Here is a 26,201-nt window from a genome sequence, read left to right as displayed (position 1 = left end):
CATGACGACCGTCCCCACCAGAGCCCCCGAGCGGCTCTCCGCTCCCGGCCCGGAGCCGCGAGGCCACCGCCGCAGGCAGCGCCGCAGCCGCGAGCGCCCCAACTGGCTGGCCGGCGTCAGCAGCGTGATCTGGCTGGCGATCGTGATCGTGCCGATCTACTGGATCGTCATCACCAGCTTCAAGTCGCAGAGCAACTACTACGCCGAGAACCCGCTCGCGCCGCCGGCGGCGCCGACGCTGGCCAACTACGGCATGGTCATCGAGGCGGACTTCCCGCAGTACTTCGTCAACAGCGTCATCGCCACGCTCGGCGCCGTCGTGCCGGCCGTGCTGTTCAGCTTCATGGCGGCGTACGCGATCGTGCGGGCGGGCCGTGAGAGCCGGTTCCTGCGCTGGACGAACTCGCTGTTCCTCATGGGGCTGGCGATCCCGCTGCAGGCCACGGTCATCCCGATCTACCTGATCATCATCAGGCTGGGCCTGTACGACACGTTGCTGGCGCTGATCCTGCCCTCGATCGCCTTCGCGATCCCCCTGTCGGTGCTGATCCTGGCCAACTTCATCAGGGACGTGCCGAAGGAACTGTTCGACTCGATGCGGATCGACGGCGCGACCGAGCAGGTGACGATGTGGCGGCTGGCCTTCCCGCTGACCCGCCCGGCCGTGGTCACGGTGACCGTCTACAACTCGCTGCAGATCTGGAACGGGTTCCTGCTGCCGCTGATCCTGACGCAGAGCCCCGACAAGCGCACGCTGCCGCTGGCGCTGTGGTCGTTCCAGGGTCAGTACAGCATCAACGTGCCCGCGGTGCTGGCCTCGGTCGTGCTGACCACGCTGCCCATCCTCATCCTGTACGTGGTGGGCCGCCGCCAACTGCTCAGCGGCCTGACGGCGGGGTTCAGCAAGTGAGCTCTCGTTCGGCGTGACGGGCGGGCTTCACGTGAGCGCGCGTATGAGAGCGCTCTCGTGGCGGCTCAGGTGCTCGATGTTCGCCTCGTAGAAGCGGTCGTCCCCGCGGGCGACGTGGCCGGCGAAGGCCGCGTCGCCCGCGGCGGCGCGTTCGCGCATGAAGGCGACCAGGTGGCGCAGGCGGGCGCGTGCCGTGCGCACCAGCGCCGCGCGGTCCGCCGCGCCGAGCCCGTAGGCGTCGGCGAACAGCCGCAGCCGCCGCGCCTGCTCGCCGAGCGGCAGGCCGTCGTGGTCGCCGGGCTCGTGCAGCGGCAGGAACCGGTAGGCGGCGTAGGCCACGTCCCAGATGCGCGGGCCGGGGTGCGCCGTGTCGAAGTCGATCAGCGCGACCGGCCGCCCGTGCCGGAACACGCAGTTGTACGGCGCCACGTCCCCGTGGCAGACGACCTCGGCCGGCTCGACCGGCGGGAAGTACCAGACCGCGTCCGGCGGGGGCGCGAAATCCGCGGTGGCGTCGTGGTAGCCGCGCAGCAGCCGGGCCGCCCGGGTCAGCGCGTCGTCGGTGCGTGACCACGCGGGCAGCGGATGGTCGGCGGCCTCGCCCGGCACGAAGTCGAGGACCTCCCGCCCGTGCTCGTCGAGCCCGTGCGCGCGCGGCGCGCCGGTGAACCCGCGCGCCTCCAGGTGCCGCAGCAGCGCGTGCACGGCCGGCGTCCAGGGGCCCGCCGGGCGGCGTACGGTGGCGCCCGCCCTGACCACGTGGTTCACACCACCGCCGGTCAGCACCTCTTCCCCGGGCACCGCCCCTCCTTGATCGCGTCCGGTCAGTGTGCCACGCGGTCTTCCGGCCGCGCATCGCGTTTTTCACCGGATTCCCAGGTAGAGGGGGTAGAACGGGCGTCATGGCGGCCAACTCACCCCTGGTGCTCGTGGTGGACGACGAGCCCAACATCCGCGAGCTGCTGCTCGACGCCCTGGAGCTGAACGGGTTCCGGGTGCGCACCGCCGCGTCGGGCACGCAGGCCCGGTGGCGAGCCCGCGGACCTTCATCGCCACGCTGCGCGAACGCAACCACGGCCAGTCGGTCACGGTCCTGACCGGATACGACCAGACCGACTTGTGAGGCCCTCGTCATGGCACGGCCGAAGCGGCTCAGACACCGCGTCCCCGTCAAGCTCCGGCACCACTGGAAGCTGGTCGCCCTGTGCGGGGCGTTCCTGGCGGCGTACTGGGGGTGTTCGGCAGCGACACCATCCGCCCGTACGTGACCGCTTCCGGGACCGCCGGGGCCGAGGCCGCCGATCCCCCAGCGTCACGGAGGGTCGGACGAGTCTCAGAGGTCGGATGAGCCACCCCATCCGACCTCCCACCACCTCGCAGGGCCAGACGAGTCACTCGCCCGGACCCCGGCCTTTCGCTTGCTCAGCGGGTGCGGCGGAACGCGACCGCCGTCGTCGAGGTGATGGCGGTGACCAGTACGACGGTCAGCAGCACGGTGTTCAGGGGGTTGCCCCGCCTGGCCGGCGGTTCGAGGCGTTTGACGTGTGATCGAGTCGACGGCGTGGCGGTCGGGGTCGGGGTCGGGTCCGGCGGAGGGGACACACGCACCGGCCGTACGGGGGACGCGGGTGGAGCGGGAGGCACGACCTTACGCGCCTCCGCCCTGGATCTGCGGCGCGGGCACTCCCCCACCGCGACCGCGCCCGAGCACACGCCGTCCGGGTAGATCGTCACCTGGGGCAGCGTGATCTTGGGCCTGGCCCGCCGGTTCACGTTCGGGATCGAGATCGACACCTTGGGCCGGGGCGCCCGCCGCACCGACACCCGGGGCACCTTCACCGTCGGCCCCACGGTGACGCCCTTGGGCGGGGCGGGCGGCCGTACGGACACCTTCGGCACCGGCCGAGGCGACGGCACCCGCCCAGAATCCCACCCCCGCACCGGCACCCGCCCCCCACCCACGTCCCGGTCCACCGAGTCCCCGCGACCACCACCCGCCACCGGCACCACCATCGGCCCTCGCCCCTGCCCTGCAACTGTCACCGGCCCCAGCCCAGAGCCCGCCACCGGCACCACCAGCCCTCGCACTGCACCCGCCGCCACCGTGCTCACCACCGAACCTTGCCCGGCACTTGCCACCCTGGCCGCCACCGAACCCTGTCCAGGGTGCACCGCTGTGGTCGGCGCGGGCACACGATCGGGCCGGGGGCTGCCGCCTGCGGAGGCCGGGATGGCGGCGGGGCCGACGGCGGTGGCGGTGAGGAGGGTGGCGGCGAGCAGCAGGGGCGCGCGTCCGGCTGCCACGGTCACATCCCCCCGGTGATCCGGGCGAACTCCTGCAACGCCCCCTGGAACGCCTCAGGCCCGACCGCCAGCGGCCCGGCGAAGGCGTGGGAGATGTCCCAGGTCAGGTAGGTGCCGAAGCCCAGCAGCGCCGCCGTCGCCAGCAGCGGCAGCATCGCCAGCCCGCGCGGCCTGGCCCCGGCCAGGAACGGGAAGACGATGACCAGCACGCCGGTGAGGATCGTCAGCAGCAGCAGCCCGTCAGGCGGCGACGCGGCGGCGTCGGCGGTGCGCTGGGCACGGGCCGTGGAGATGGCGCTGAGTTGCTCCAGCACGCCGGCCTTGGCGTCCTCCTCGTCGTTGTCGCGCGTCTGCAACTCGGTGACGCGGCCGCGCAGGTCGTCCATCCGCTCGGCCCCGACCGGGTGCATCTTGCCGTCGGCCATGACCGGCCACTCGTCCCGTACGACGAACGCGACGTATTCGCGCAACGATCGCCGCACCTCCTCCGGCGCGGAGCCGGGCAGGTCGGCGGCGGCCCAGTAGGCGTCGACCGCGGCCTGACTCTCGGCGTGGGTGTTGAGCCTGGCTGCGTCGGCCGTAGTCCATGGCACGATGATCGCGATCGCGAACACCAGCAGGAACATGGCCGACAGCATCGCCCCGGCGTGTGCGGCGGACGGGCCGCTGGGATCGCGGTCCTCGCCCGCTCTCTTCACCCGCCTGAACAGCAGCGCGGTGAGCGCCACCGCGCCTACCGCCGCCAAGATCGAGAGCGTGTACGCCACCATGAAGATCTCCCGGATCTCTTTCGGATACGCAGTGTCACATTACTATCACACAGCGCAATGATGGCGTCAGGCGGTGAAAGGTAAAGTCCCGGGCAAGCCCCCGCCCGGCTCCGCGAGTCGCACACGAGGACCGGAGCAGGCGGTTTCCAAAGGCGTATCGGCGTCAACGAGGGCTGCCCATGGACGACCCAGGGAAGCCGACGAGCCGGTGTCGCGGTGGGCCGGTGAGCCAGTGGGGCAGTGGACCATCGAGCTGGTGGCCGACGAGCTGGCCGGGGTCCTCGCCGCGTAGGGGAAGGTGCCCGACGGCCCCCGCAGAGACACCTTTCGGGCACCTGCCCGGAGGCGGCGCTCCGGGGTGGTCGCCCCCGGCAGCGCCGCCTCACGAGGGATCCCCTTTCCGGGCGGTGCCGCCTCACGAGGAATGTCACCTCACGAGGGATCCCGCCTCACGAAGGATCACGCCTCATGAGGAATGCCACCCTCCAAGCGGTGCTGCCTCACAAGGGGTGTTGTTCCATCGTCCCGGTCGGCGCCATCACCCGATCGGTTCCGTGGTCTCATCGGTCCCGCAGTCCCATCGGCGTCGGTGATCCCTGCTCCGGGCTCCAGGGGTGGGGGCGGTGGACTGAGGGGGTGGTGATCGCGGGTCGGGTGGGGTGTTGCTGGACGGATTGGTGCGGGTTGACTGGGGAGCATCACCAAATGTCCAACGGTTTGGTGATATTTCGGGAATCTGGGGACCATGGGGGCGTGAATCTCAACGGTCGTAAATTCGTGATGGTGAGCTCCACGGCGAGCGTGGTGGACCCCGACAGCCCCACCCGGTTCGAGTACTGGGAGGACGACGAGGTGGTGTGGGGCAGCTACACGGGCGACACCGTGACCCAGGGGCGCTTCGTCGGCACCAGGGACGGTGACCAGGTGTCGATCACCTACGTGCACGCGCTGGTGGCCGGGGGCAAGGCGGCCGGGAGGAGCATCAGCCGCATCGAGGCCGGGGAGGACGGGTTGCTGCGGCTGGTGGAGGAGTTCGCGTTCGAGGGGGATGACACGCCGCACGTGAGCGTGTGCGCCGAAGTGGCCTGATCACCGAGCCGAGCGCAGGCGTCAGCCGTCCCGACGAAGACGTCCTGAGCGCGAGGCGTCAGCCGTCCCGCCGAAGGCGTCAGCCGTCCTTGCGGAGGGCGGCGCGGCCTTCGGCGGCGCCGACGAAGCGCATCATGCCGAGCGGCACGTCCCCCTGCGCCTCAGGGGCCGGTCGCCGCGGGGAGCGGGGCCGGTCCCGGTCGCCGTCGCTCGGCAGCACGTACGGCCGCTTGAGCACCTCGTCCAGGATGAACACCGTCTCGGTCGCCTTGACGGCGGGGATGTTGGCCAGGCGATCGGTCACCATGGTGTGCACGGCGGCCACGTCGGAGACGCGTACCTGGATCATCGCGTCGTGCTGGCCGGTGGTGATCGCGCAGTACTCCACCTCCGGCATCCTGGCCAGCTCGGCCCGGAACTGCTTCCACATCTGCTGGCGTACGGTCACGAAGATCAGCGCCGTGATGCCGAGCCCGGTCCTGACATGGTCGATCTCGGCGGTGAAGCGTTTGATCGCGCCGTCGGCGCGCAGCGCCTCGAAGCGGGTGTAGGCGTTGGCCCGCGAGATGCCCACCCGCTCGGCCAGCGCGGCCACCGAGATCCGGCCGTTCTCGCGCAGGACCTCGAGGATCTTCATGTGGACGTCGTCCAGTTCGAGCCCGATGCCGATCCGTCCAGGTTGACCGCCACCGCCGACACCATTTCTGGAAATTTCACTCATCATTACCTCACCGCACTTGATATACGTCTCGCTGGCCGCACAGAGCCTGGACGTTCTGCCGGACAATCCTCGACATCCTTCTGCTGAACGTCCAATTTTGGAGGAACTACATGGCGACCCGCTCGCAGACGGCGGCTGTGCTGCTCGCCGGTGCACTCGCCCTCGCCGCCTGCGGAAGCGGCGGCGGCACCTCCCAGACCCCGGCCGCGGCCGGGGGCAAGACCCTCGTCATCGACACCTCCTTCGACCTCAAGACGGCCGACCCCGGCCGCACGTACGAGCCGACCGGACTGATCATCGGCAAGGCGGTCTACGAGACGCTGCTGACGTTCGACGGGGCCGACGTGACCAAGCCGGTGCCGGCGCTGGCCGAGTCGTACGAGCTGTCCGAGGACGGCAAGACGCTGACGCTCAAGCTGAAGCAGGGGGCCACGTTCGCCGACGGCTCACCGCTGACGGCCGATGACGTGGTGTTCTCGCTCACGCGGGTGCGTGACATGAAGGGTACGCCGTCCTTCCTGCTGGACGGCGTCGAGGTGGCCAAGACCGACGACACGACGATCACGCTGACGTCGAAGGCGGCCAACCCGGCCCTGCCGTTCATCCTGCCGAACCCGGCCCTCGGCATCATCAACAGCAAGCTCGCCAAGCAGAACGGCGCGACGACGGATCCGCAGGACAAGGCCGAGCAGTACCTGAACGGCTCCTCGGCCGGTTCCGGCCCGTACCAGATCGAGTCGTTCAACGTGAGCAGCCAGGTCACGCTCAAGGCGAACCCGAAGTACTACGGCACCAAGCCCGCCTACGACAAGGTCGTCATCCGCAACGTCGAGGCCGCCACCCAGAAGCTGAACGTCCAGCGCGGCGACAGCCAGGTGGCGCTCAACCTGTCGGGCGACCAGGTCGCCGGCATGCCCGCGACCCTCCAGGTCAAGAAGACCCCGTCGGCGAACGTGATCTTCCTGCTGGCCAACCAGGACTCCGCGATCAGCAAGACCACCACGAACCCCAAGTTCGTCGAGGCCGTGCGCAAGGGCGTGGACTACACCGGCCTGCTGGAGCTGGCCGGCGAGGGCTCGGCGCAGGCCCCCGGCGTGATCCCGTCGCAGTTCCTCGGCGCGCTGCCCGCCGATCAGGGGGCCAAGCGCGACGTCGAGGGCGCCAAGGCGGCGCTGGCCGCGAGCGGGCTGTCCAACCCGAGCGTCAAGCTGGAGTACCCGAGTGAGCTGACCGTGAACGGCCTGTCGTTCCAGCCGCTGGCCGAGCGGATCCAGGCCAACCTCAAGGAGGTCGGCATCACGGTGGACCTGCAGCCGGCGCCCGTCACGACGGCGCTGGACAACTACCGCAACGGCAAGGAGGAGATGGGCCTGTGGTACTGGGGCCCGGACTACCCCGACCCGAGCGACTACCTGGCCTTCCTGCCCGGTAAGACGGTGGGCCTGCGGGCCGGCTGGAAGAAGGACGCGGCGAAGGAGATCGAGGCGGCGGGCGACAAGGCCGCCACCACGATCGGCGACGAGGCCCGCGGTGCCGCGTACGTGGACGTCCAGACGAAGCTGAACGAGTCCGGGCCGTTCGTGCCGCTGATCCAGCCGGGCCAGAACATCGTGACCGCCGCGTCGGTGACCGGCCTCGAGTACCACCCCGTGTGGACGGTGGACGTCGCCGACCTCGGCGCGAAGTAAGGGCGGCGCAGGGTGCATCCGCTCGCGCGGTTCCTGATCCGGCGGATCCTGCTGGCCGTGCTGATGGCCTGGGGCATCACCCTGGTGACGTTCGTGCTGACGAACCTCGTCCCCGGTGACCCCGTGGCCGCCAACCTCGGCCAGCGGGCCCTGGGCGATCCCGCCATCGTGGCGCAGTGGCGGGCCGAGCACGGCCTGGACAAGCCGCTCTGGCAGCAGTACCTGATCCACCTGCAGGGCCTGGTCCAGGGTGACCTGGGCATGAGCCAGCAGAGCCACCGCCCGGTCGGCCAGGACCTGGCCGAGTTCGTCCCGGCGACGCTGGAGCTGGCGGGCGCGGCGATCCTGGTCTCGCTCGTGCTGGGCGTGGGCTTCGGCGTGGTGGCGGCGCTGCGCAGGGACCGTCTCTCGGACCACGCGCTGCGGGTGCTGAGCCTGATCGGCATCTCCGTGCCGACGTTCTGGCTGGCGCTGCTGGCGTTCTACGTGTTCTTCTACCGGCTGCAGCTCACCCCCGGCAGCGGCCGGGTGGACGTCGCGCTCGGCCTGGCGCCGCCCGTGACCGGGCTGCAGACGGTGGACGCGCTGCTGGCCGGCCGGTGGGACATCTTCGCCTCCGCGGCCGGCCACCTCGTCACGCCCGCCCTGGTGCTGGCGCTCTACACGATCGGGCTGCTGACCAGGTTCACCCGGTCGGCGGTGCTGGAGGTGCTGGGGCAGGACTACGTGCGCGCCGCCAGGGCCAAGGGCCTGCCCGGGCGCACGATCCTGTTCCGGTACGTGCTCCGCTCGGCCCTGGTGCCCATCATCACCGTGGCGGGCCTGGCCTTCGGCAGCCTGCTGTCCGGCACCGTGCTGGTCGAGGCGATCTTCGCCTGGCCCGGCGTCGGCCAGTACGCCTACAAGAGCGCCACCACCCTCGACCTGCCCGCCGTCATGGGCGTCGGCCTCGTGGTGGGCATCGTGTACCTGGTCATCAACCTGATCGTGGACGTCCTGTACGGCGTCATCGATCCCCGAGTGAGGCTCCAATGAGACGGCGCGACCCCCTCGCGCGCAAGGGCCTGCTCCGCAGGCTGCCGCAGGCGTGGCGGCAGCCGCTGGCCGTCGTCGGCGGCGTGCTGGTCGTCGCCTGGATCGTGGTCGCGCTGGCCGCGCCCGTGCTGGCGCCGCACGACCCCCTCGCCCAGGAGCTGCCGCGGCTGGCCGCTCCCGGGCCCGGCCACTGGTTCGGCACGGACCAGCTCGGCCGCGACATCCTCAGCCGCGTCATGTACGGGGCGCGCGTGTCGATCCCGCTGACGCTGCTGCTGGTGGCGCTGTCGGTGCTGATCGGCGGCCTGCTCGGCGCGTGCGCCGGATACTTCGGCCGCTGGGTGGACGAGACCATCATGCGGGTCGCGGACCTGGTGTTCGCCTTCCCCACGGTCATCCTGGCCATGGTGGTGGCCGCGGCGCTCGGCGCGAGCCTGACGAACGCGGTGCTGGCCGTGCTCGTCGTCGCCTGGCCCGCCTACGCGCGGGTGACGCGCGGACTGGTGCTGGGCGTGCGGGAGCGGGAGTTCGTGCTGAGCGGGCGGCTGCTGGGCTTCTCGGTGTGGCGCTCGCTGCGGGTCGACGTGCTGCCGAACGTGACCGGCCCCGTCCTGGTGCTGGCCACGCTCGACATCGGCACCGCGCTGCTGCTGCTGTCCGGGCTGTCGTTCCTGGGCCTGGGCGCCAAGCCGCCCTCGCCCGAGTGGGGGGCGATGGTCGCCTCCGGCGTCGAGGTGTTCGACAGCTGGTGGGTGGCCACGTTCCCGGGTCTGGCGATCCTGACCGTGGTGCTGGCGTTCAACTTCCTCGGCGACACCCTGCGCGACGCCCTCGACCCCCGTACGGCCCGCGCGATCAAGGAGCGTGCGCTGTGACGCTGGACATCACCGGGCTGAAGATGTCGATCGGCGGGAAGGACATCCTGCGCGGCGTCGACCTGCGGCTGTCGGAGGGCCGGGTGCACGGCCTGGCCGGCGAGAGCGGGTCGGGCAAGACGATGACCGGGCTGGCCGTGCTGGGGCTGCTGCCGCACGGCGCGCGGGTCTCGGGCGCGATCCGGCTCGGCGAGCGCGACCTGCTGACCCTGCCGCCCAAGGAGCTCAACCGGGTGCGCGGCGGCGAGGTCGCCATGGTCTTCCAGGACCCGGCGACCAGCCTGCACCCGATGCTGACCATCGGCAAGCAGCTCACCGAGCACATGCGCCACCACCTCGGCCTGGGCAAGGCGGAGGCGAAGGCGCGGGCGGTGGAGCTGCTCGGCAAGGTGCGCATCCCGGGCCCGGCGGAGGCGTACGGGCGTTTCCCGCACCAGTTCTCCGGCGGGATGCGGCAGCGCATCGCCATCGCGATCGCGCTGGCCTGCTCGCCGAAGGTGCTGATCGCCGACGAGCCCACGACCGCGCTGGACGTGACCGTCCAGGCGGGCGTGCTGCGGCTGCTGCGCGGCCTCTGCGACGAGCTGGGGCTGGCGGTGCTGCTCGTGACGCACGACCTGGGCGTCATGTCGGCGGTCGCGGACGAGGTGAGCGTGATGAAGGACGGCCTGGTGGTGGAGACGGGGCCGCGCGCCAGCGTGCTGCGCGAGCCCGGGCACGCCTACACCCGCTCGCTGCTGGACTCCCTGCCGGATACGGAGCTGACATGAGCCTGCTGACCATTGACGACCTGGTGGTCGAGCACCGCTCCCCCGGCCGGCCCGTGGTGCGGGCGGTGGCCGGGGCCAGCCTGGCGGTCAACCCCGGCGAGGTTGTCGGGCTGGTCGGCGAGTCCGGCTGCGGCAAGTCGACGCTGGCCCGCGCGGTCTGCGGGCTGAACCCGATCACCGCCGGCTCGGTCGCCTTCGACGGGCAGCCGGTCACCCCGCTCGGGCTGCGCCGCAGGAGGCTCACCGGGATCCAGATGGTGTTCCAGGACCCGTACGCGTCGCTGAACCCGAGGCGGCGGGTGGGCGAGCAGATCGCCGACGGGCTGCGCACCTCGGGCGACACCGCCACCACCCCCGCCGACCTGCTGGAACGCGTCGGGCTTCCGCGCGACTTCGCCCGGCGGCACCCGCACGAGTTCTCCGGCGGGCAGCGGCAGCGGATCGCCATCGCGCGGGCGCTGGCGGCCCGGCCGCGGCTGCTGATCGGCGACGAGCCGATCTCGGCCCTGGACGCCTCCGCGCAGGCGCAGGTGGCCAGGCTGATGCGGGACCTGGCCGTGGAGTCTGGGGCGGGGCTGCTGTTCATCAGCCACGACCTGTCGGTGGTGCGGCTGATCGCGGACCGGATCGCGGTCATGTACCTGGGCAAGATCGTCGAGGTGGGCGGTACGGCCGAGGTGTGGGCCGAGCCGCGGCACCCGTACACGAAGGCGCTGCTGGGGGCGATCCCGAAGCCGGACGGGCTGGGCGTGCTGCCCGCCGAGCTGCCCGGGGACGTGCCCGATCCGGCGAACCCGCCGGGCGGCTGCCGGTTCAGCCCGCGCTGCCCGATGGTGATGGACGTGTGCCGCGAGAAGGAGCCGGACTTCGGGCCGGTCGCCTGCTGGCTGCACGAGCCCACGTGAGCGAGGAGCCGCGCGACCCCTTGCCCGGCCGGGTGGCGGCCGCCGGGGAGTCGCACGACGCCGTGCGCGTGGCGGCGGACGCGGGGGAGCCGCTCGACGCCGTGAGCGGCCGGGTGGCGGCCGTGCGGGAGGCGATGGCCGGGGCCGGGGTGGACGCGCTGGTGCTGCGGCCCTCGCCGGACTACCGGTTCCTGGGCGGGCGTCCCGACGGGCGGGCGGGGGCGTTCATCGTCGTGACCGGCGACGCGGTGGCCGAGACCACCGATCCGGCCGGACTGGTGCCCGAGGGGGCGCGGCGGGTCGGGGTGGATCCGGAGATGCGGGTGCGGGAGCTGTTCGGGATGGCCATCGAGGCCGAGCTCGTGCCCGCGTCCTCGGTGCTGGCGCCGCTGCGGCTGCGTAAGGAGCCGTACGAGGTGGCGGCCATCGGCCGGGCCGTGGCCGCGGCGGAGGGCGTGCTGGCGCGGGCGAGGGAGCTGGCCTGGTTCGGGGCGACCGAGCGGGCGATGGCCCACCGGCTGCGGGTGCTGCTGGCGGAGTCGGGCTGCGAGGAGCTGGTCGCGCTGCGGGTGGCGGCGGGTGAGCACACGGCCAGGCCGGCGCACGTGCCGGGCGAACGGGTGATCAATCCGGGCGACGCGGTGACGGTGTCGGTGTGCGGGCGGTGGGGCGGCTACTGCGCCGAGGTGGGCAGGGTGTTCGTGGTGGCCGAGCCGCCCGAGGACTTCGAGGCGATGTACTCCGTGGTGGAGGCGGCGTACCGGGCCGGGCTGGGCGCGGTGCGGCCGGGCGCCCCGGTGGCGGAGGTGGCGCGGGCGGTCGGCGAGGTGATCGACGGCAGCGGGTACGGGCGCTTCGCCGCCGCCCGCACCTGCCGGGGCGTGGGTCTAGGGCCCGACGAGGGGCCGAGGGACGGCGAGGACACCGTGCTGGCGGCCGGGATGACGTTCTGCGTCGAACCGGCCATCTACGTGCCCGACCTGTTCGGGGCCCGGGTGGCGGACGTGGTGGCCTGCGCCGAGCCGGGAGCCGTGCCGCTGGGCTCCAGCCCGCGGACGTTGCACGTCCTCGAGCGTTAGCCCCCGCACGTCCTCGACCGTCAGCGCGCGCGTGCTGCACGTCTTTGATCGTCAGCCACTGCGCCGCCGTCCTGGAACGCTCGACTACGCTGGTCCGGACGATCGTCAGGGGGCGTCGTGGACCAGTTGGTGCTGCTGATGCTCGTGCTGCTCGGCGCGCTGGTCACGGTACCGGTGGGTGAGCGGCTCGGGCTGCCCCCGCCTGTCCTGATGACGCTGCTGGGCATCGTGCTGGCCGTCCTGCCCTTCGTCCCGAACGTGAACGTCCCGCCCGGCATCGTGCTGCCGCTGCTGCTGCCTCCCCTGCTGTACGCGGCCGTCCAGCGCACCTCGTGGCGGCAGTTCGCGGCCAGCTGGCAGCCGATCTTCCTGCTGGCCGTGGCGCTCGTCTTCGTGACCACGGCGGCCGTGGCGGCGGTCGCGCACGCGCTCGTGCCCGGGCTGCCGCTGGCGGCGGCGGTGGCGATGGGCGCGCTGGTGGCGCCGCCCGACCCGGTCGCGGCCACGGCGGTGGCGGGCCGGCTCGGGCTGCCCAGGCGCATGGTGTCGCTGCTCGAAGGCGAGGGCCTGTTCAACGACGTCACCGCGATCGTGCTCTACCACGTGGCCATCGCGGCGGCCGTGACCGGCACCTTCTCGTGGCCGGGGGCGCTGGGCGAGTTCGTGCTGTCGGCCGTGGTGGCCGTGCTGGTGGGGCTGGCGCTGGGGTGGCTCGGCGGGCGGCTGATGACGCTGCTGGGCGACGCCACGCTGCAGGTCGGGCTGTCGCTGCTGCTGCCGTTCGCCGCGTACGCGCTGGCGGACCGGCTGCACGGGTCGGGGGTGCTGGCCGTGCTGACCGCCGCGTCCTACCTGGCCGAGCGCATGGCCGACGCCGACGACGTGGTCGGCAGGCTGGCCGCGACGACGTTCTGGCAGGTCGTGGACACACTGGTGACGGGGGTGGCGTTCGGGCTGATCGGGCTGGAGCTGCACGCCGTGCTCGGCACCGTGCACGGGCGGCTCGGGCTGGTGCTCGGCTGGAGCGCCGCCGTCGTGGGGGTCGTGGTGCTGGTCCGGCTGGTCTGGCTGCTGCCGGCCGCGTGGGTGGCCAGGAAGATGGGCCCGCAGGGGGCGGACGGGACCTCCGAGGTGCCGCTGAGCTGGCGCGAGACCGTGGTCATGTGGTGGGCGGGCATGCGCGGGGTGGCGTCGGTGGCGCTGGCGCTGGCCATCCCGCTGGAGACGGAGGGCGGCGGGGCGTTCCCCGAGCGGGCGGTCATCGTGTTCGTCTCGTTCGCGGTCATCCTGGTGACGCTGATCGTGCAGGGGCTGACGCTGCCGTGGCTGGTGACCAGGCTCGGGGTGAAGGCGGACACGGCGGCCGAGCGGGAGCTGGAGAAGCGGCTGGCGATCGAGGCGGCCAGGGCGGCCAAGCGGCGGCTGCGCCAGATCGACGAGGCCGAGGGGCTGCCCGAGGAGGTGGTCGAGGCGCTGACTCGGCGCATGATGGACCTGGGCCTGCGGATCAGCCCCGAGATCGGCGACGAGGAGCGGCGCGAGGCGTACGAGCAGCGGGCCCGGCGGATCAAGCTGGTGCGGCGGGTGCAGGGCGAGATGTTGTCGGCCGCCCGGCAGGTGGTGCTGGAGGCGCGCCGCGATCCGGGCGCCGACCCCGCGGTGGTCTCGCGCGTCCTGCGCCGCCTCGACACCAGAAGCTGGCGCTGACCTCACCCGCCTGACCGCGCGGGCCGCCCAGCGCTAGCTCGGACGCGGGCCGTTCAGGTCACAGGACGGTGGCGGCTAGTTTTCAGGCCTCGTCGGCAGCCGGCGCGGGCGCGCCAGATGCCGCGGGTGACGGCGTTGTCCGGGTTGTGCGTGAGCGGTTCGAGTACGGCGTCGGCGTCGCCGAGCACGGTCATGAGCTCTTCTTTCACCCCGGCAACCTAGAACCGCACCACGGCCGCCGGCTCCTTGATAGGGCGGGGCCACGAAAGGGCGGGGTCGTCTTGGTGAATCCGCACGAACATCGGCGAACGACGATGGCATACCGTCGCCATGAGATGTCCGTGAGAAAGGGTGGGCCGTTGATCGAGGTCAGGGAGCTCCACGAGATGCCGGAGCTCGAAGGCGTGAACGCGCTGTTCGACGGCATCTGGCACTTCGGCTCCGGCGACCCGCCGATCACGCTGGAGCTGATGCGGGCGCTGGCGCACGCCGGCGGCTACGTGGCCGGGGCGTTCGAGGGGGAGCGCATGGTGGGCGCCTCCGTGGGGTTCCTGGCGGCAGGGGGCGCGCTGCACTCCCACGTCACGGGCGCGACGGCCGGGCACGGCATCGGGTTCCTGCTCAAGCAGCACCAGCGGCGCTGGGCCCTGGAGCGCGGCCTGGAGCGCATCACCTGGACCTACGACCCGCTGGTGCGCCGCAACGCGCACTTCAACCTGGCCAAGCTGGGCGCCAGGCCGGTGGAGTACCTGCCGGCCTTCTACGGCGTGATGGAGGACGCGATCAACCAGGGCGACGAGTCGGACCGGCTGCTGGCGTCCTGGCCGCTGACCGCGCCGCACGTGGAGGCGCTGGCGCGGCGGGAGCCGTACGTCGTGCCGGTTCCCGCTGACGCGGTGGTGGCGCTGGCCGACGAGGGCGGGCGCCCGGTCCCCGGGCCGGACGACGCCGCGACCGTGCTGGTGGCGGTGCCCTCCGACATCGAGGGGTTGCGCCGGGCCGACCCGGGAGCCGGCAAGGCCTGGCGGCACGCCGTGCGTGAGGTGCTGGGGGGCCTGATGGCGCAGGGCCGCGAGGTCACGGGGTTCTGCGGGAAGTCGTACTACGTGTTGGAGAGGTTGGAGAGACAGTGAAGTGGGAGCGCAAGTGAAGATCACCGGAGTAGAGCTGCGCCGGATCGCGATGCCGCTGGTGGCGCCGTTCCGCACCTCGTTCGGCACCGAGACCTCCCGTGACATCCTGCTGGTGCGGGTGGTGACGCCCGACGCGGAGGGCTGGGGCGAGTGCGTGGCGATGTCCGGGCCGCTCTACTCCTCCGAGTACGTCGACGGCGCCGCCGAGGTGATCCGCCGCTTCCTGCTGCCGAGGCTGCCGCGGACCCTCGACGCGCAGGACGTCGGCCGCGCCCTCGAACCGATCAAGGGGCACCGCATGGCCAAGGCGGCGGTGGAGACGGCGGTGCTGGACGCGCAGCTGCGGGCGGCGGGCCAGTCGTTCGGCCGCTTCCTCGGCGCGGCCAGGACGCGCGTGCCGTGCGGGGTGTCGGTCGGCATCATGGACTCGGTCCCGCAGCTCCTCGACGCCGTGGCGGGCTTCATCGACGAGGGGTACGTGCGCATCAAGCTGAAGATCGAGCCCGGCTGGGACGTCGAGCCGGTGCGGGCGGTGCGCGAGCGCTTCGGCGACGACCTGCTGCTCCAGGTGGACGCGAACGCCGCCTACTCCCTCACCGACGCCCGCCACCTGGCCCGGCTCGACCCGTTCGACCTGCTGCTGATCGAGCAGCCGCTGGCCAACGACGACCTGGTCCAGCACGCCAAGCTGGCCACGCAGCTGCGGACGCCGGTCTGCCTGGACGAGTCGATCGAGTCGGCCGAGCACGCCGCCGCGGCCATCGCGCTCGGGTCGTGCTCGATCATCAACATCAAGCCGGGCCGGATCGGCGGCTACCTGGAGGCGCGCCGGATCCACGACCTGTGCCGGGCCAACGGCGTCGCGGTGTGGTGCGGCGGCATGCTGGAGACCGGCCTGGGCCGGGCGGCCAACGTGGCGCTGGCCGCTCTGCCGGGCTTCACGCTGCCGGGCGACACCTCCGGCTCGCGGCGCTACTACGCGACCGACGTCACCGAGCCGTTCGAGCTGGCGGACGGGCATCTGGAGGTGCCCGCCGGGCCGGGGCTGGGCGTCGAGCCGATCCCGGCCGTGCTCGACGAGGTGACCACGGCCACGGAGTGGATCACCCTCTGAGCCTGGGCACCGCGGCCAGCAGGGCGCGGGTGTATTCGTGCGCGGGCTCACCGACGACCTGTTCGGTGGGCCCGACCTCGACCAGGCGGCCGTGGTGCATGACGGCGACCACGTCGGCGACGTACCTGACCACGGCCAGATTGTGCGAGATGAACAACATCGTCAGCCCCAGCTCGTCGCGCAGCCCGCGGACGAGGTTGAGCACCGCGCCCTGCACGGACACGTCGAGCGAGCTGGTGATCTCGTCGGCGACCAGCAGGCCGGGGTTCCCGCCGAGGGCGCGGGCGATGGCGACGCGCTGGCGCTGCCCGCCCGACAGCTCGCGCGGGTAGCGCCCGGCCAGCTCGGCGGGCAGGCGGACGAGGCCGAGCAGCCGCTCCACCTCTTTCGGCCCGGCGCCCTCGGCGATGGTCCTGCCGACGGTCATGCGGGGGTTCAGCGAGGCGTACGGGTCCTGGAACACCATCTGCACGCGGCGGGCGCCCTCCACGCTGCCGGTGTGCGGCACGAGCCCGCACACGGCCCTGGCCAGCGACGACTTGCCCGATCCCGACTCGCCGACGAGCCCGACGACGCCGCCGTCGGGGATCTCCAGCGTGACGTCGTCCACGGCGGTGAAGGCGCCGAAGCGCACGCTCAGGTTCTTGATGATCATTTGACCTCCCAGCAGGCGACCCGCTGCCCGGGGCCGTGCGCGACGAGTTCTGGCCGCTCGGACTCGCACCGGGCGGTGGCCAGCGGGCATCGGGGGGCGAACGCGCACCCGAGGCCGATCTGGCCGGGGGCGGGCTGGGTGCCGGCGATGCCCGCCAGCGGCGTGGAGCGGTCGGTGTCCAGGTCGGGCAGGGAGGCGATGAGCGCCTTCGTGTACGGGTGCGCGGCCCCGTCCGCCAGCCGGCCGGCGGGCAGCTCCTCGACGACGCGGCCCGCGTACATGACCACGACCCGGTCGCAGAGCTCGCCCACGACGGCGATGTCGTGGGAGATGAACAGGGTGGCCGCGCCCGTCTCCTCGACGACCTCGCGCAGCAGCCGCAGGATCTGCCGCTGCACGGTCACGTCGAGCGCGGTCGTGGGCTCGTCGGCGACGATCAGGCGCGGCGTGCCCATGAGGCCCATCGCGATCACGGCGCGCTGCCGCATGCCGCCGGACAGCTCGTGCGGATGCTGCCTGGCGCGGCGTTCCGGTTCCGGCAGGTGGACGTGGCCGAGCCGGTCCACGGCGCGGCGGCGGGCCTCGGCGCGGTCGGCGCCCTCGTGCACGATGGCCACCTCGGCCAGCTGCCCGCCCACCTTGAGCGCCGGGTTGAGCGCGGCGAGCGGGTCCTGGAAGACCATGGCGAGCGCGGTGCCGAGCTCCTTGTCCGACAGCGTGGCGACGTCCCTGCCGCCCAGGCGCAGCGCCGCGTACGTGACGGTGCCCGGGTAGGGGACGAGCCCGCCGATGGCGGCGGCGGTCAGGCTCTTGCCGCTGCCGGACTCGCCGACGAGGCCGACGATCTCGCCGGGCGCCACGGTCAGGGAGAGCTGCCGCACGGGGGTGACGCCGCCGGGGAAGGTGACGGTCAGGTCGCGTACCTCCAGCACCGCGCCGGGGTCCGGCTCGCCCGCGCCGTCCGCGACGGGCGGGGCCGGCGTCCGCTCGCGGACGACGGACGTCCGCGCGGCGGCCCTGGCCAGGGCGTCGCCGAGCAGGTTGAAGCCGATCCCGGCGAGCGCGACGGCGGCGGCCGGGCCGAGCGCCACCTCCGGCGTGACGTAGATGCGCGGGAAGCCGTCGAACAGCAGCCGGCCCCAGTCGAAGTCGGGCGGCTGCACGCCGAGCCCGAGGAACGACATCCCGGCCAGGCCGAGCAGCGCGCCGCCGAGCGCCTGGGTGAGGTTGAGGATGAGCGGCTCGGCGATGTTGGGCAGCACGTGCCTGGTCAGGATGCGGCGGCGGGGCACGCCGAGCATGCGGGCGGCCGAGACGTAGTCGGCGTTCGCGACGGTGGCGGCCAGCGTCTGGGTGAGCCGGGCGAAGCCGGGGGCGATGGCCGCCCCGATGCCGAGCACCGCGCCGCGCGCGCCCAGCCCGGTGACGACCGCCGTGAACATGGCCAGCAGCAGCCCGGGGAAGGCCACCAGGGCGTTGACCGTGCCGGTGGCCAGCCGGGCGGCCCGCCTGGGCAGGACCGAGGGCAGGGTGCCGAGCACGATGCCGGCCACGGCGCCGATGGCGGTGGCCGCCAGCGCCAGCAGCAGCGAGTACCGCCCGGCGACCAGGACTCTGGCCAGCAGGTCGCGGCCGAGGTTGTCGGTGCCGAGCGGATGGCCGGGCGAGGCTCCCTGAAGGATCGCGGCGGCGTCGATGCGCACGGCCTCGTCGCCCCAGATGGGCGGGCCCACGACGGCCAGCACGGCCATCGCCGCCACGATGACGGCCCCCGCGACTCCCGGCGCGTTCCTGCGCGACCAGCCGGTCATCAGGCCTCCTTGATGGCGGACGTCGGGTCGAGCGCCCCGAGCACCAGGTCGACCGCGAGGTTGACGACCAGGACGAGGGCGCCGTAGACGAGGATCACGCCCTGGGCCACCGGATAGTCCTTCTGCGTGATGGACTCGACGATCTTCAGGCCGAGCCCGGGCCAGGCGAAGACGTACTCGACCAGCACGCCGCCCGCGATGAGCGAGGTCAGCAGCAGGCCGCCGACCGTCAGGGTGGCGGTCAGCGTGTTGGGCAGCACGTGCCGCAGGTGCAGCCGGGCGGCGGGCAGCCGTTTGGCGCGGGCCAGGCGCACGTAGTCCTTGGCCAGCTCGCGCAGCGTCTCCACGCGCGAGATGCGGGCGATCATGGCGGCCGGGCCCAGCGACAGGGCCAGGACGGGCAGCACGTACGTGAGCGGCCCCGCCTTGCCGGCCGGCGGGAACCAGCCGAGCGCGATGGCGAAGACGGTCACGAGCGCGATGGCGTACAGGAACTCGGGCACGGCCACGGCGGTGCCGGTGGTGGCGCTGAAGCCGAGCTCGGTGCCCCGGTTGCGGCCGTTCTCGGTGCGGACGGCGGCCCACATCCCGAGCGGCACGGCGATCAGCAGCGCCACGGCGGTGGCGAGCAGCGCCAGCGACAGGGTGTTGGGCAGCCGGCTGGCGATCACCTCCCCGACCGGCTCGCCGGTGAGGAACGAGGTGCCGAAGTCGCCCGTCACGACGCCGGTGACGTACGTGAGCAGCTGCTCCGGCAGCGGCCGGTCGAGGCCGAGCGCCGCCCGGCGGGCCTCGACCAGCTCCAGAGGAGCGGCCGGGCCCAGGGCGGCGCGGACGGGGTCGCCGGGGATCAGGTGGATCATCGCGAACGACACCACCATGAGCACCCCCAGCGACACCGCGAACCGCACCAGTCGCCGCACGCCGAGACGGCGGGTCATTCAGTCAGCCTCCCTGGGTCAGCCGGATCGTGGCGGGCACGAACACCCCGGCGTACTGCTGGTACGTGGCGCCCTTGGTGGCCTGGAGCACGGTCTGCTCGACCACGGGCACCAGGTCGGCCGAGTCGAACAGGGCCGACTCCGCCTCCAGCCACTTCGGGCAGCCCTCGGTGGCGGGAACCCGGCCGGCCTCGGCGACGAGCTTCTCGTACTTCTTGTTCGCCAGGTGCGCGAAGTTGGCGCCCTTGGGGGCGGCGGGTCCGGACAGGAAGCCGATGAGCTGGCTCGGCAGCGTGACGCCGATGGGCAGCCAGATGACGTCCCAGTCCTGGGTGGCGTTGAGCGACTCGGCGAGCTTGGTGTCGATCTGGCCGTTCAGCTTCACCTCGGCGCCGACCTTGCGCCAGGCGGCGGCGAGGTACTCGGCGGCGGCCTGCGTCCCGGCGCCCTTGGTGGTGGCGTAGAGGTAGCGCAGGGTCAGCCGCTTGCCGTCCTTGACCCGGATGCCGTCGGGGCCGGGCTTCCAGCCCGCCGCGTCGAGCGCCGCCTTGGCGGCGGCCTCGTCGTAGGCCGGCACGTGCCCGGTGACGGAGTCGCCCTGGCAGGGGCGGGGGTGCAGGACGAGGCCGGTGGCGGGCTTGCCGGTGCCGCTGGTGGCGATCCCGGCCAGCTCCTTGAGGTTGACGGCCTGGGTGAGCGCCTTGCGCACGGCTGGGTCGTGGGCGGGCCTGTCGTCGCCCTGGTGGTAGAAGAACTGGCCGTTCTGGACCGGTTCGACCACCTTGCCGATGCCGGGGGCGGCCTCCAGGCGGGCGCGGTCGGGGCCGAGGACGAGGGCGCCGTTCAGGCCGCCGGAGATGAGCAGGTTGGCGGCGGTCTGCTCGTTCGGCATGATCTTCACCACCACGTTCTCCGGGATGTCCTTGCCGGTGCCGCCCTCCTGGCCCCAGGCGTACTCCCTGCGGGCCTTGAACGTGTAGTGGTCGCCGGGCACGGCCTCGGTGAGCTTGTAGGGGCCGCTGCCGGAGGTGCCCCGGGCCAGCAGGGAGCGGTCCTCGTGGCCCTTGCCGCAGACGACGTAGAGCGACCGGGCGGTCTCCAGGATGAAGCTGAACGGCTCCGGCATCGACAGGGTCACGGTGCCGGCCGCCTCGTCGGCCTCGGCCTTCATGCCGGCGGGCACGATCACGCCGTAGATGGGCGACTTGGTGGCGGGGTCGGCGATGTGGTTGACGCTCTTGGCCACGTCGGCGGGTGTGACCGGCGAGCCGTCGGAGCAGGTGGCGTCCTTGCGCAGGGTGAAGGTGACCTTGTCCGGCTCGACCTCCCACTTCTCCGCCAGGAGGGGCACGGTCTTGCCGTCCTTGGAGACGCCGACCAGGGTGTCGTAGGCGAGGGACAGCGTGGTGATGGTGACGTTGAGCACGGCCCCGGAAGGGTCGAGCACGCCGGGGTCGGCCGAGAGGGCGTAGGTGAACGTGCCGCCCCCGGCCGGCCCGCCACCTCCTTCGCCACCCCCGTCGGTGCCTCCGCAGGCGGCCGCGAGCAGGGCGAGCGCGGTGAGGGCCGCCGCTATCGGTGTTCTCATGGGCACTCCAGACGAGCGAGGGGGGAGAGCACCACCTTCCCCGCTCACCCCCGGCCCCTTCTTCGTGGCCGGTCACGAAAAAGCCGGGGCCGCTAGTGCTGGCGTCCGAAGATCCTCATCTGCAGCATCACGGTGAGCCTGGCGTCGGGGTCGGCCAGGTCGAGCCCGCTGATCTCGACCAGGCGTTTGAGCCGGTAGCGGAAGGTGTTGGCGTGCACGTGGACGCGGGCGGCGGCCTGGTTGACGTCGCCGAACGCGTCGAGGTAGGCCCCCAGCGTGGCGGCCAGCTCGGTGCCGTGTTCGGCGTCGTGGTCGAGCAGCCGCTGGTAGGGCCCGGTGGGCGCCTGGTCCTCGGCGGCGGCCACGTCGGCCACCTGGAGCAGCAGCGACTCGAAGTGCACCCCGGTGTATCCGGCGGCCTGACCCGCGGTGCCGCCGGCGCGCAGCACGCGCAGGGCGCGGTCGGCGTCGGCCCTGGACCTGGCGACCTGGGCGAGGCTGAGCGCGAGGCGGCCGACGCCGATGTTGGCCGCGTGGCGGGGGCCCACCCTGGCCAGGAAGCTCTCGGCCACGCGGACGGCCCGCGCCTCCTCGTCTCCCCCGGCGGCCAGCGGCAGCACCGCGTACGCGACGGAGCCGACCAGCGCCGCCGCGGCCTTCGGATGGATGGCGGCGACGTGCAGCGCGAGCGCGTCGCAGAAGCGCTGCCTGTCGCTCTCGCCCTGCGCCGGGTCGGCGGGCACGCCCGCGAGCTGGGCGGCCAGCACGCACAGGCGGGTGGTGGCGATGCCCAGCCGGCCGGCCGCCTCGGCGGCGTCGGCGCCGCCGGCCAAAACGGTGGACAGCAGGTCGGCGCGCAGCCGCCGCTGGGTGTCGGCCCCGGCCCGCTCGCGCAGGAGTTGCAGCGCCACGATCTTGGCCGCGTCGGCGAGCGCGCGCTGCCGCTGCGGGCTGAGCGGCTCGTGCACGACCGCCCAGATGGAGCCGAGGATCTCGTCGCCGACCCGCACCGCCATCGCGGCCCGGTTGACGATGTCGTCGTCGTCGAGCTCGATGTGGATCGGCTCGTGGCTCTGGTAGAGGCGCTTGAAGACGCCCTGGGCGTCGAGCTGGCGCAGGTAGCGCTCGGGCACCTGCAGCCCCAGCACGGTCTCCACCCGGCCGGGGTCGGTCTCGTCCTGGCGTCCGGAGAAGGCCAGCACCCGCGAGGACCTGTCCTCGATCGTCACGGGCGCGTCCAGCAGCGCGCAGACGGCGTTGGCCAGGGAGAACAGGTCGCCGTACGCGCCCTCCCCCGGCTCGGCCAGGTCGCCCTCGGCCAGCAGGGAGCGCAGCAGCGCCGCCACCTGCGCCCAGGAGGCGGCACGGGTGAGGCCGAGCACGGCCACGCCGGTCTCCAGCACGGCCGCGCGCACCCGCTCGTCCACGTCCACCGGCAGCTTGACCACCATGCCGGTGGCGTGGGGGGCCCGGGCGAGCAGGGCGCAGATGTCGTCCGCGCCCTGCACGCCGACCGCGAGCAGGATCGCCCCCGAGGGGACGATCAGCTCGTCGAGCGGGTCGTAGATGTGCACCCCCGTCACCTCGGCGTCGAGCGAGCCGGGCGAGGCGGCCACGTCGAGCACCGTCGTGCCGAGGTCGTGCAGGATCCGCCCGAGACTGGCGCGTGGGCGGTTCTTCATCCGGTCACGATAGTCCACGGCGCGGGCGGCCGCCTCAGCCGGTCTTCGGCGTCGCGCGGGCGCCCAGGTGCACGTACGGGGAGCCGTCGGGCAGCTCGTAGAACACCGCGGACAGCCAGGACGGGTCCTCGGGCGACTTGAGCACGAACGTCGTCTCGTCGACCGGGACGAGCTCGAACTCCTGCGGCTTCTCCAGCTCGGCCAGCGCGCCGGTGGCCTCCATCCGCAGCCACGGCTTGCCGTCGCGCAGCGACACGTCGAGGATGGCCCCCGCGCGCTCGTAACGGCCGGCGTAGCGGGAGGCGTCCACCTCGACCGGCGTCTCGGGCGGGCCCAGCGTGGCCGGCACGGACAGGCCGTCGAGCTCGGCGAACAGCTCCGTCGCCACGCGGTGGGTGAACGCGCCGGAGTGGCCGCCGTTGACGGTGACGCAGGCGATGGTGCCGGTGCCGGGCACGGCCCAGAGCATCGCGTGCTGGCCGATGGTGTTGCCGCCGTGGGAGATGACGCGCTGGCCGCTCCACTCGTCCACGATCCAGCCCACGCCCCAGTGGCGGCCGAGCGCGTACGGGTTGGGGATGTCCACCTGCGGCTCCCACATGACCTGCGGGTTCTCCAGCAGGCCGCCTTCCAGGTGGGCCCTGGCGAAGGCCACCACGTCGGCGGGGCGGGCGCAGATCAGGCCGGCCGGGCCCGCCGAGCGCATGAGCCCCCACACCGGGGCGGGCTCGCCGTCCACGTGGCCCATGGCGGCACGGAAGCGCAGCACGTCCTCGGGCAGGGTCCAGGTGTGGGTGAGGCCGAGCGGCTCGCCGATGCCCTCACGCAGCACGTCGTCCCAGCGCTTGCCGGTCAGCTTCTCCAGCACCCGGCCGGCGATGCTGAAGCCCGAGTTGCAGTAGGACTGGGTGACGCCGAGCGGGTGGTTCTGGGCCAGGTCGGCGCAGGCCGCGACGTACTTCTCCACGCAGTCGTCGCCGCGCCCGGTGTCGAGGAACAGGTCGCCGTCGATGCCGCTGGTGTGGGTGAGCAGATGCCTGATCGTCACCTTCTTGGTGACCTCGGCGTCGGCCACCTTGAACTCGGGCAGCACCTCCAGCACCGGCGTGTCGAGGGTGAGCCTGCCCTGCTCGATCTGCTGCATGATCAGGGTGGCGGTGTAGACCTTGGTGACCGAGCCGATCTGGAAGAGCGAGTCGGTGGTGACGTCGACACCGGTGGCCTTGTTCAGGGTGCCGGCGGCGAACTCGTGCAGTTCTCCCTCGTGCAGGTACGCCAGCGCCGCGCCCGGCACCTCGTACTCGGCGATCAGCTCGGGGAGCCGCTGACCCATTGCTCCAGCCACGCGAGGATCCTTTCGTTGTAGTCATAGCGGTGTGAGGGCCGGCCGTTCAGGATGAACAGGTGGGAGGCCCCCGGGTAGCGCACGAGCCGGACGGGCACCCGCCGCTCGCGCAGCGCGGCGAACCACTGCTCCGACTGGCCGATGGGGCACCGGTCGTCGTTCTCGCCGTGCAGCAGGAGGGTGGGCGCGGTGACCTCGCCCACCCTGGTCAACGGTGACTGGGCGGCCAGGTCGCCCGGGCATTCCTGGGTCGCGATCAGGTGGCCGAGGTCGGAAGTGCCGCCCGCGACGGCCAGGTCGGTGACGGCGCCGCCGGCGATCGCCGCCTTGAACCGGTCGGTGGCGCCGGTCAGCCAGCACGTCATGTAGCCGCCGTAGCTGTAGCCGGTGACGGCCAGCCGCTCGGGGTCGGCGACGCCGTCGGCCACCAGGTCGTCGATCGCGGCCAGGAAGTCCTGGGTGTCGGCCAGGCCCCACGCGCCGACGGCGGCGGTGTAGAACGCCTCGCCGTAGCCGTCGCTGCCGCGCGGGTTGAGCGCCAGCACGGTCCAGCCGCGCGCCGCCAGGACGTGGTGGTAGAGGTGGAAGCCGTCGAGCACGGGGGCCCAGGCGTTGTGCGGGCCGCCGTGGACGTCCAGCAGCAGCGGGCCCGGGGTGGTGGCGTTCTCGTCGCGCAGGACGAAGCCCTCGACCTCGGTGCCGTCGGGCGCGGTGAAGGTGCGCCGGACCGGCGTGTACGGCTCCGCGTCCGGCAGGGCGTGACCGGTGAGCCGGCGCGGCTCGCCCCCGCCGGGCTCCAGCAGGAAGACCTCGCCCGCGGTGCGCGGATCGGCGGCCACGTACGCGATCCGCCCCGCGGCCACGCTCGCCCCGGACACGCTCACCTCCTCCGGCACGAGCCGGCGGCCTGGCGCCTGGTAGAGGTGGGAGCAGCCGCGGTCGCGGACGCAGAAGACCAGCTCGCCGCCGAGCAGCGCCGGGGTGGCGCCGGGATAGCCGGGGTGGCCGAGCATGACGTTGCGGTCGAGCCCCGTCTCCACCTCGGCCACGCCGCCGTCGCCGCCGGGGTCGAGCGTGTAGAGCCGGACGTGCCCGACGAGCTCGCCCTTCATCCCGGCGATCAGCAGGCGGTCGCCGAGCCACCACACGCCGGCGCAGATGATCCCGGGGTCGGTCAGCCGCTCGGGCACGCCGCCCTCGGGCGGCACGAGGTACACCGCGCCGCCGTACTCCAGGTCGCGGTCGGGCTCCATGTCGGCCACGAACGCCAGGCGGCCGCCGTCCGGCGCCCACGACGGCTCTCCCGCGTGGAAGTCGCCCTCGGTGACCTGCGCGGACTCGCCGGAGGCGACGTCCACCACGAACAGCTGCGTGGTGACGCCGCGCAGCAGCCCGGCCCCGTCGGCCTTGTGGTCGAGCCGGTCGGCGACGACGGGGGCGTTCGGGTCGGGCGCCTGCCCGCCCGGCCCCGCCGGGCCCGAGTAGGCGATCCGGGTGCCGTCGGGCGACCAGCACGCCGCCCCCGCGCCGAGCGCGGCCGAGGTCAGGACGGAGGGCTCGCCGCCGTCCATGGGCAGCAGGTGGAGCTGGGCCGCGCCGCCGCCGGCCGGGCGCAGGAACGCGAGCGTGCGGCCGTCCGGCGACCAGCGGGGCGAGCTGCCCGCGGCCAGGCGGCGCGGCTGCGCGCCTGGGTCGTCGCAGGAGACGAGCCAGATCTCCGAGCGGTTCTCGTCGCCGTCCCGGTCGACGGTGGTCAGCGTGTACGCGACCGCGCCGCCGTCGGGGCGCAGCGCGGGATCGGAGGGTACGGCGAAACGGTGCAGGTCCTCCAGGGCGAGTCGTGGCATATCCGAACCGTAGGCCACCGTTCAGCCGCCTGCTTCGGCGTGCGCGACGAACAGGGCCGCCCCCGTTGTGCTCACCGCCAACCGGGTGCGCGGACTCCGGTGGCGGGGCTCGCGTACAGGACGTGACGGCTGGTCGGGGAGAATGTGAAGGCCAACGTTAAAGTGAAGATCCCGCGCCGGTTTCGGCACCTCTCTCCCCCGAACGGCGGGCGCGCCCCTGACGCCCGCGAGA

The 26,201-nt window shown here is 72.9% G+C and carries 24 protein-coding genes; 12 read left to right on the top strand and 12 right to left on the bottom strand.

Annotated features, from left to right (window positions below):
* The first annotated feature begins 1 nt into the window (after nt 1).
* A complete protein-coding gene (locus B0I32_RS10660; RefSeq protein ID WP_106237295.1) occupies nt 2–910 on the top strand; it encodes a carbohydrate ABC transporter permease in 909 nt (302 codons plus the stop codon).
* Between the two features lie 27 nt (nt 911–937).
* Here the strand turns inward: B0I32_RS10660 and B0I32_RS10655 are convergent, their stop codons facing one another.
* A complete protein-coding gene (locus B0I32_RS10655; protein ID WP_106237293.1) occupies nt 938–1,711 on the bottom strand; it encodes a phosphotransferase enzyme family protein in 774 nt (257 codons plus the stop codon).
* A gap of 101 nt (nt 1,712–1,812) precedes the next feature.
* Here B0I32_RS10655 and B0I32_RS61375 point away from each other — a divergent pair, with 101 nt between their 5' ends.
* Nucleotides 1,813–2,007, top strand: a complete 195-nt coding sequence (locus tag B0I32_RS61375; RefSeq protein WP_219911725.1) for a response regulator — start codon at nt 1,813–1,815, stop codon at nt 2,005–2,007.
* A 325-nt stretch (nt 2,008–2,332) separates the two neighbouring features.
* Here the strand turns inward: B0I32_RS61375 and B0I32_RS56405 are convergent, their stop codons facing one another.
* Both B0I32_RS56405 and B0I32_RS10635 read right to left on the bottom strand, forming a co-directional pair.
* Nucleotides 2,333–3,214 (bottom strand): hypothetical protein, encoded by an 882-nt coding sequence (locus B0I32_RS56405; RefSeq protein WP_146178123.1) that lies wholly within the window; start codon nt 3,212–3,214, stop codon nt 2,333–2,335.
* Nucleotides 3,215–3,216: 2 nt separating this feature from the next.
* A complete protein-coding gene (locus tag B0I32_RS10635; RefSeq protein WP_106237289.1) occupies nt 3,217–3,984 on the bottom strand; it encodes a bestrophin-like domain in 768 nt (255 codons plus the stop codon).
* 753 nt (nt 3,985–4,737) lie between these two features.
* On the opposite strand from B0I32_RS10635, the gene B0I32_RS10630 reads away from it, so the two are divergent.
* Entirely contained in the window at nt 4,738–5,073 is a 336-nt protein-coding gene (locus tag B0I32_RS10630) for an avidin-fold protein (RefSeq protein WP_245955742.1), read from the top strand.
* A 79-nt stretch (nt 5,074–5,152) separates the two neighbouring features.
* Here the strand turns inward: B0I32_RS10630 and B0I32_RS10625 are convergent, their stop codons facing one another.
* Complete coding sequence (locus tag B0I32_RS10625; RefSeq protein WP_106238195.1) at nt 5,153–5,794, bottom strand: Lrp/AsnC family transcriptional regulator; 642 nt, start codon at nt 5,792–5,794, stop codon at nt 5,153–5,155.
* A gap of 110 nt (nt 5,795–5,904) precedes the next feature.
* Here B0I32_RS10625 and B0I32_RS10620 point away from each other — a divergent pair, with 110 nt between their 5' ends.
* From B0I32_RS10620 to B0I32_RS10590, 7 genes are all read left to right on the top strand, one after another.
* The gene (locus tag B0I32_RS10620; RefSeq protein WP_106237284.1) at nt 5,905–7,482 is read left to right on the top strand and encodes an ABC transporter substrate-binding protein; all 1,578 of its coding nucleotides are present in this window, start codon (nt 5,905–5,907) and stop codon (nt 7,480–7,482) included.
* Nucleotides 7,483–7,494: 12 nt separating this feature from the next.
* Nucleotides 7,495–8,517: an ABC transporter permease gene (locus B0I32_RS10615; RefSeq protein ID WP_106237282.1), complete on the top strand. Its 1,023-nt coding sequence runs from the start codon at nt 7,495–7,497 to the stop codon at nt 8,515–8,517.
* The gene (locus tag B0I32_RS10610; protein WP_106237280.1) at nt 8,514–9,392 is read left to right on the top strand and encodes an ABC transporter permease; all 879 of its coding nucleotides are present in this window, start codon (nt 8,514–8,516) and stop codon (nt 9,390–9,392) included. Before B0I32_RS10615 ends, B0I32_RS10610 begins: the two co-directional genes overlap by 4 nt.
* Entirely contained in the window at nt 9,389–10,162 is a 774-nt protein-coding gene (locus tag B0I32_RS10605; RefSeq protein ID WP_245955740.1) for an ABC transporter ATP-binding protein, read from the top strand. Before B0I32_RS10610 ends, B0I32_RS10605 begins: the two co-directional genes overlap by 4 nt.
* Nucleotides 10,159–11,067, top strand: coding sequence for an ABC transporter ATP-binding protein (locus tag B0I32_RS10600; RefSeq protein WP_106237278.1), 909 nt, complete (start codon nt 10,159–10,161; stop codon nt 11,065–11,067). Before B0I32_RS10605 ends, B0I32_RS10600 begins: the two co-directional genes overlap by 4 nt.
* Nucleotides 11,064–12,146, top strand: a complete 1,083-nt coding sequence (locus tag B0I32_RS10595; RefSeq protein ID WP_245955739.1) for a M24 family metallopeptidase — start codon at nt 11,064–11,066, stop codon at nt 12,144–12,146. Before B0I32_RS10600 ends, B0I32_RS10595 begins: the two co-directional genes overlap by 4 nt.
* A 117-nt stretch (nt 12,147–12,263) precedes the next feature.
* A complete protein-coding gene (locus B0I32_RS10590) occupies nt 12,264–13,853 on the top strand; it encodes a Na+/H+ antiporter (protein WP_106237276.1) in 1,590 nt (529 codons plus the stop codon).
* A 53-nt stretch (nt 13,854–13,906) separates the two neighbouring features.
* Here the strand turns inward: B0I32_RS10590 and B0I32_RS57575 are convergent, their stop codons facing one another.
* On the bottom strand, nt 13,907–14,062 hold the full coding sequence (locus B0I32_RS57575) for a hypothetical protein (RefSeq protein WP_181307252.1): 156 nt from the start codon (nt 14,060–14,062) through the stop codon (nt 13,907–13,909).
* Nucleotides 14,063–14,188: 126 nt separating this feature from the next.
* Here B0I32_RS57575 and B0I32_RS10585 point away from each other — a divergent pair, with 126 nt between their 5' ends.
* Nucleotides 14,189–14,986, top strand: a complete 798-nt coding sequence (locus B0I32_RS10585; RefSeq protein ID WP_106237274.1) for a GNAT family N-acetyltransferase — start codon at nt 14,189–14,191, stop codon at nt 14,984–14,986.
* A 13-nt stretch (nt 14,987–14,999) separates the two neighbouring features.
* On the top strand, nt 15,000–16,100 hold the full coding sequence (gene menC / locus B0I32_RS10580) for an o-succinylbenzoate synthase (protein ID WP_181307250.1): 1,101 nt from the start codon (nt 15,000–15,002) through the stop codon (nt 16,098–16,100).
* On the opposite strand, the gene B0I32_RS10575 is transcribed toward menC, so the two are convergent.
* The 7 genes from B0I32_RS10575 to B0I32_RS10545 all read right to left on the bottom strand — a co-directional run bounded on the left by B0I32_RS10575 (nt 16,090) and on the right by B0I32_RS10545 (nt 25,969).
* Complete coding sequence (locus B0I32_RS10575) at nt 16,090–16,755, bottom strand: ABC transporter ATP-binding protein (RefSeq protein WP_106237272.1); 666 nt, start codon at nt 16,753–16,755, stop codon at nt 16,090–16,092. The two genes, menC and B0I32_RS10575, sit on opposite strands and share 11 nt — an antisense overlap.
* Nucleotides 16,752–18,566 carry a dipeptide/oligopeptide/nickel ABC transporter permease/ATP-binding protein gene (locus B0I32_RS10570; RefSeq protein ID WP_106237270.1) on the bottom strand — a complete coding sequence of 605 codons (1,815 nt, stop codon included), beginning with the start codon at nt 18,564–18,566 and terminating at the stop codon, nt 16,752–16,754. The genes B0I32_RS10575 and B0I32_RS10570 overlap by 4 nt, the downstream gene beginning before the upstream one ends.
* Nucleotides 18,566–19,507 (bottom strand): ABC transporter permease, encoded by a 942-nt coding sequence (locus tag B0I32_RS10565; protein WP_106237268.1) that lies wholly within the window; start codon nt 19,505–19,507, stop codon nt 18,566–18,568. The genes B0I32_RS10570 and B0I32_RS10565 overlap by 1 nt, the downstream gene beginning before the upstream one ends.
* A 4-nt stretch (nt 19,508–19,511) precedes the next feature.
* On the bottom strand, nt 19,512–21,095 hold the full coding sequence (locus B0I32_RS10560) for an ABC transporter substrate-binding protein (protein ID WP_106237266.1): 1,584 nt from the start codon (nt 21,093–21,095) through the stop codon (nt 19,512–19,514).
* Between the two features lie 92 nt (nt 21,096–21,187).
* Nucleotides 21,188–22,777: a PucR family transcriptional regulator gene (locus tag B0I32_RS10555; RefSeq protein WP_106237264.1), complete on the bottom strand. Its 1,590-nt coding sequence runs from the start codon at nt 22,775–22,777 to the stop codon at nt 21,188–21,190.
* A 34-nt stretch (nt 22,778–22,811) separates the two neighbouring features.
* A complete protein-coding gene (locus B0I32_RS10550; protein WP_245955737.1) occupies nt 22,812–24,122 on the bottom strand; it encodes a serine hydrolase domain-containing protein in 1,311 nt (436 codons plus the stop codon).
* Nucleotides 24,086–25,969: a S9 family peptidase gene (locus B0I32_RS10545; RefSeq protein WP_106237258.1), complete on the bottom strand. Its 1,884-nt coding sequence runs from the start codon at nt 25,967–25,969 to the stop codon at nt 24,086–24,088. Before B0I32_RS10545 ends, B0I32_RS10550 begins: the two co-directional genes overlap by 37 nt.
* Nucleotides 25,970–26,201 lie beyond the last annotated feature (232 nt).

This window comes from Nonomuraea fuscirosea (assembly GCF_003001935.1).
In the GTDB taxonomy this organism is placed as follows: Bacteria; Actinomycetota; Actinomycetes; order Streptosporangiales; family Streptosporangiaceae; genus Nonomuraea; species Nonomuraea fuscirosea.
Note: the sequence above shows the minus strand (reverse complement) of the source record. Positions and strands in the feature narration are given on the sequence as shown.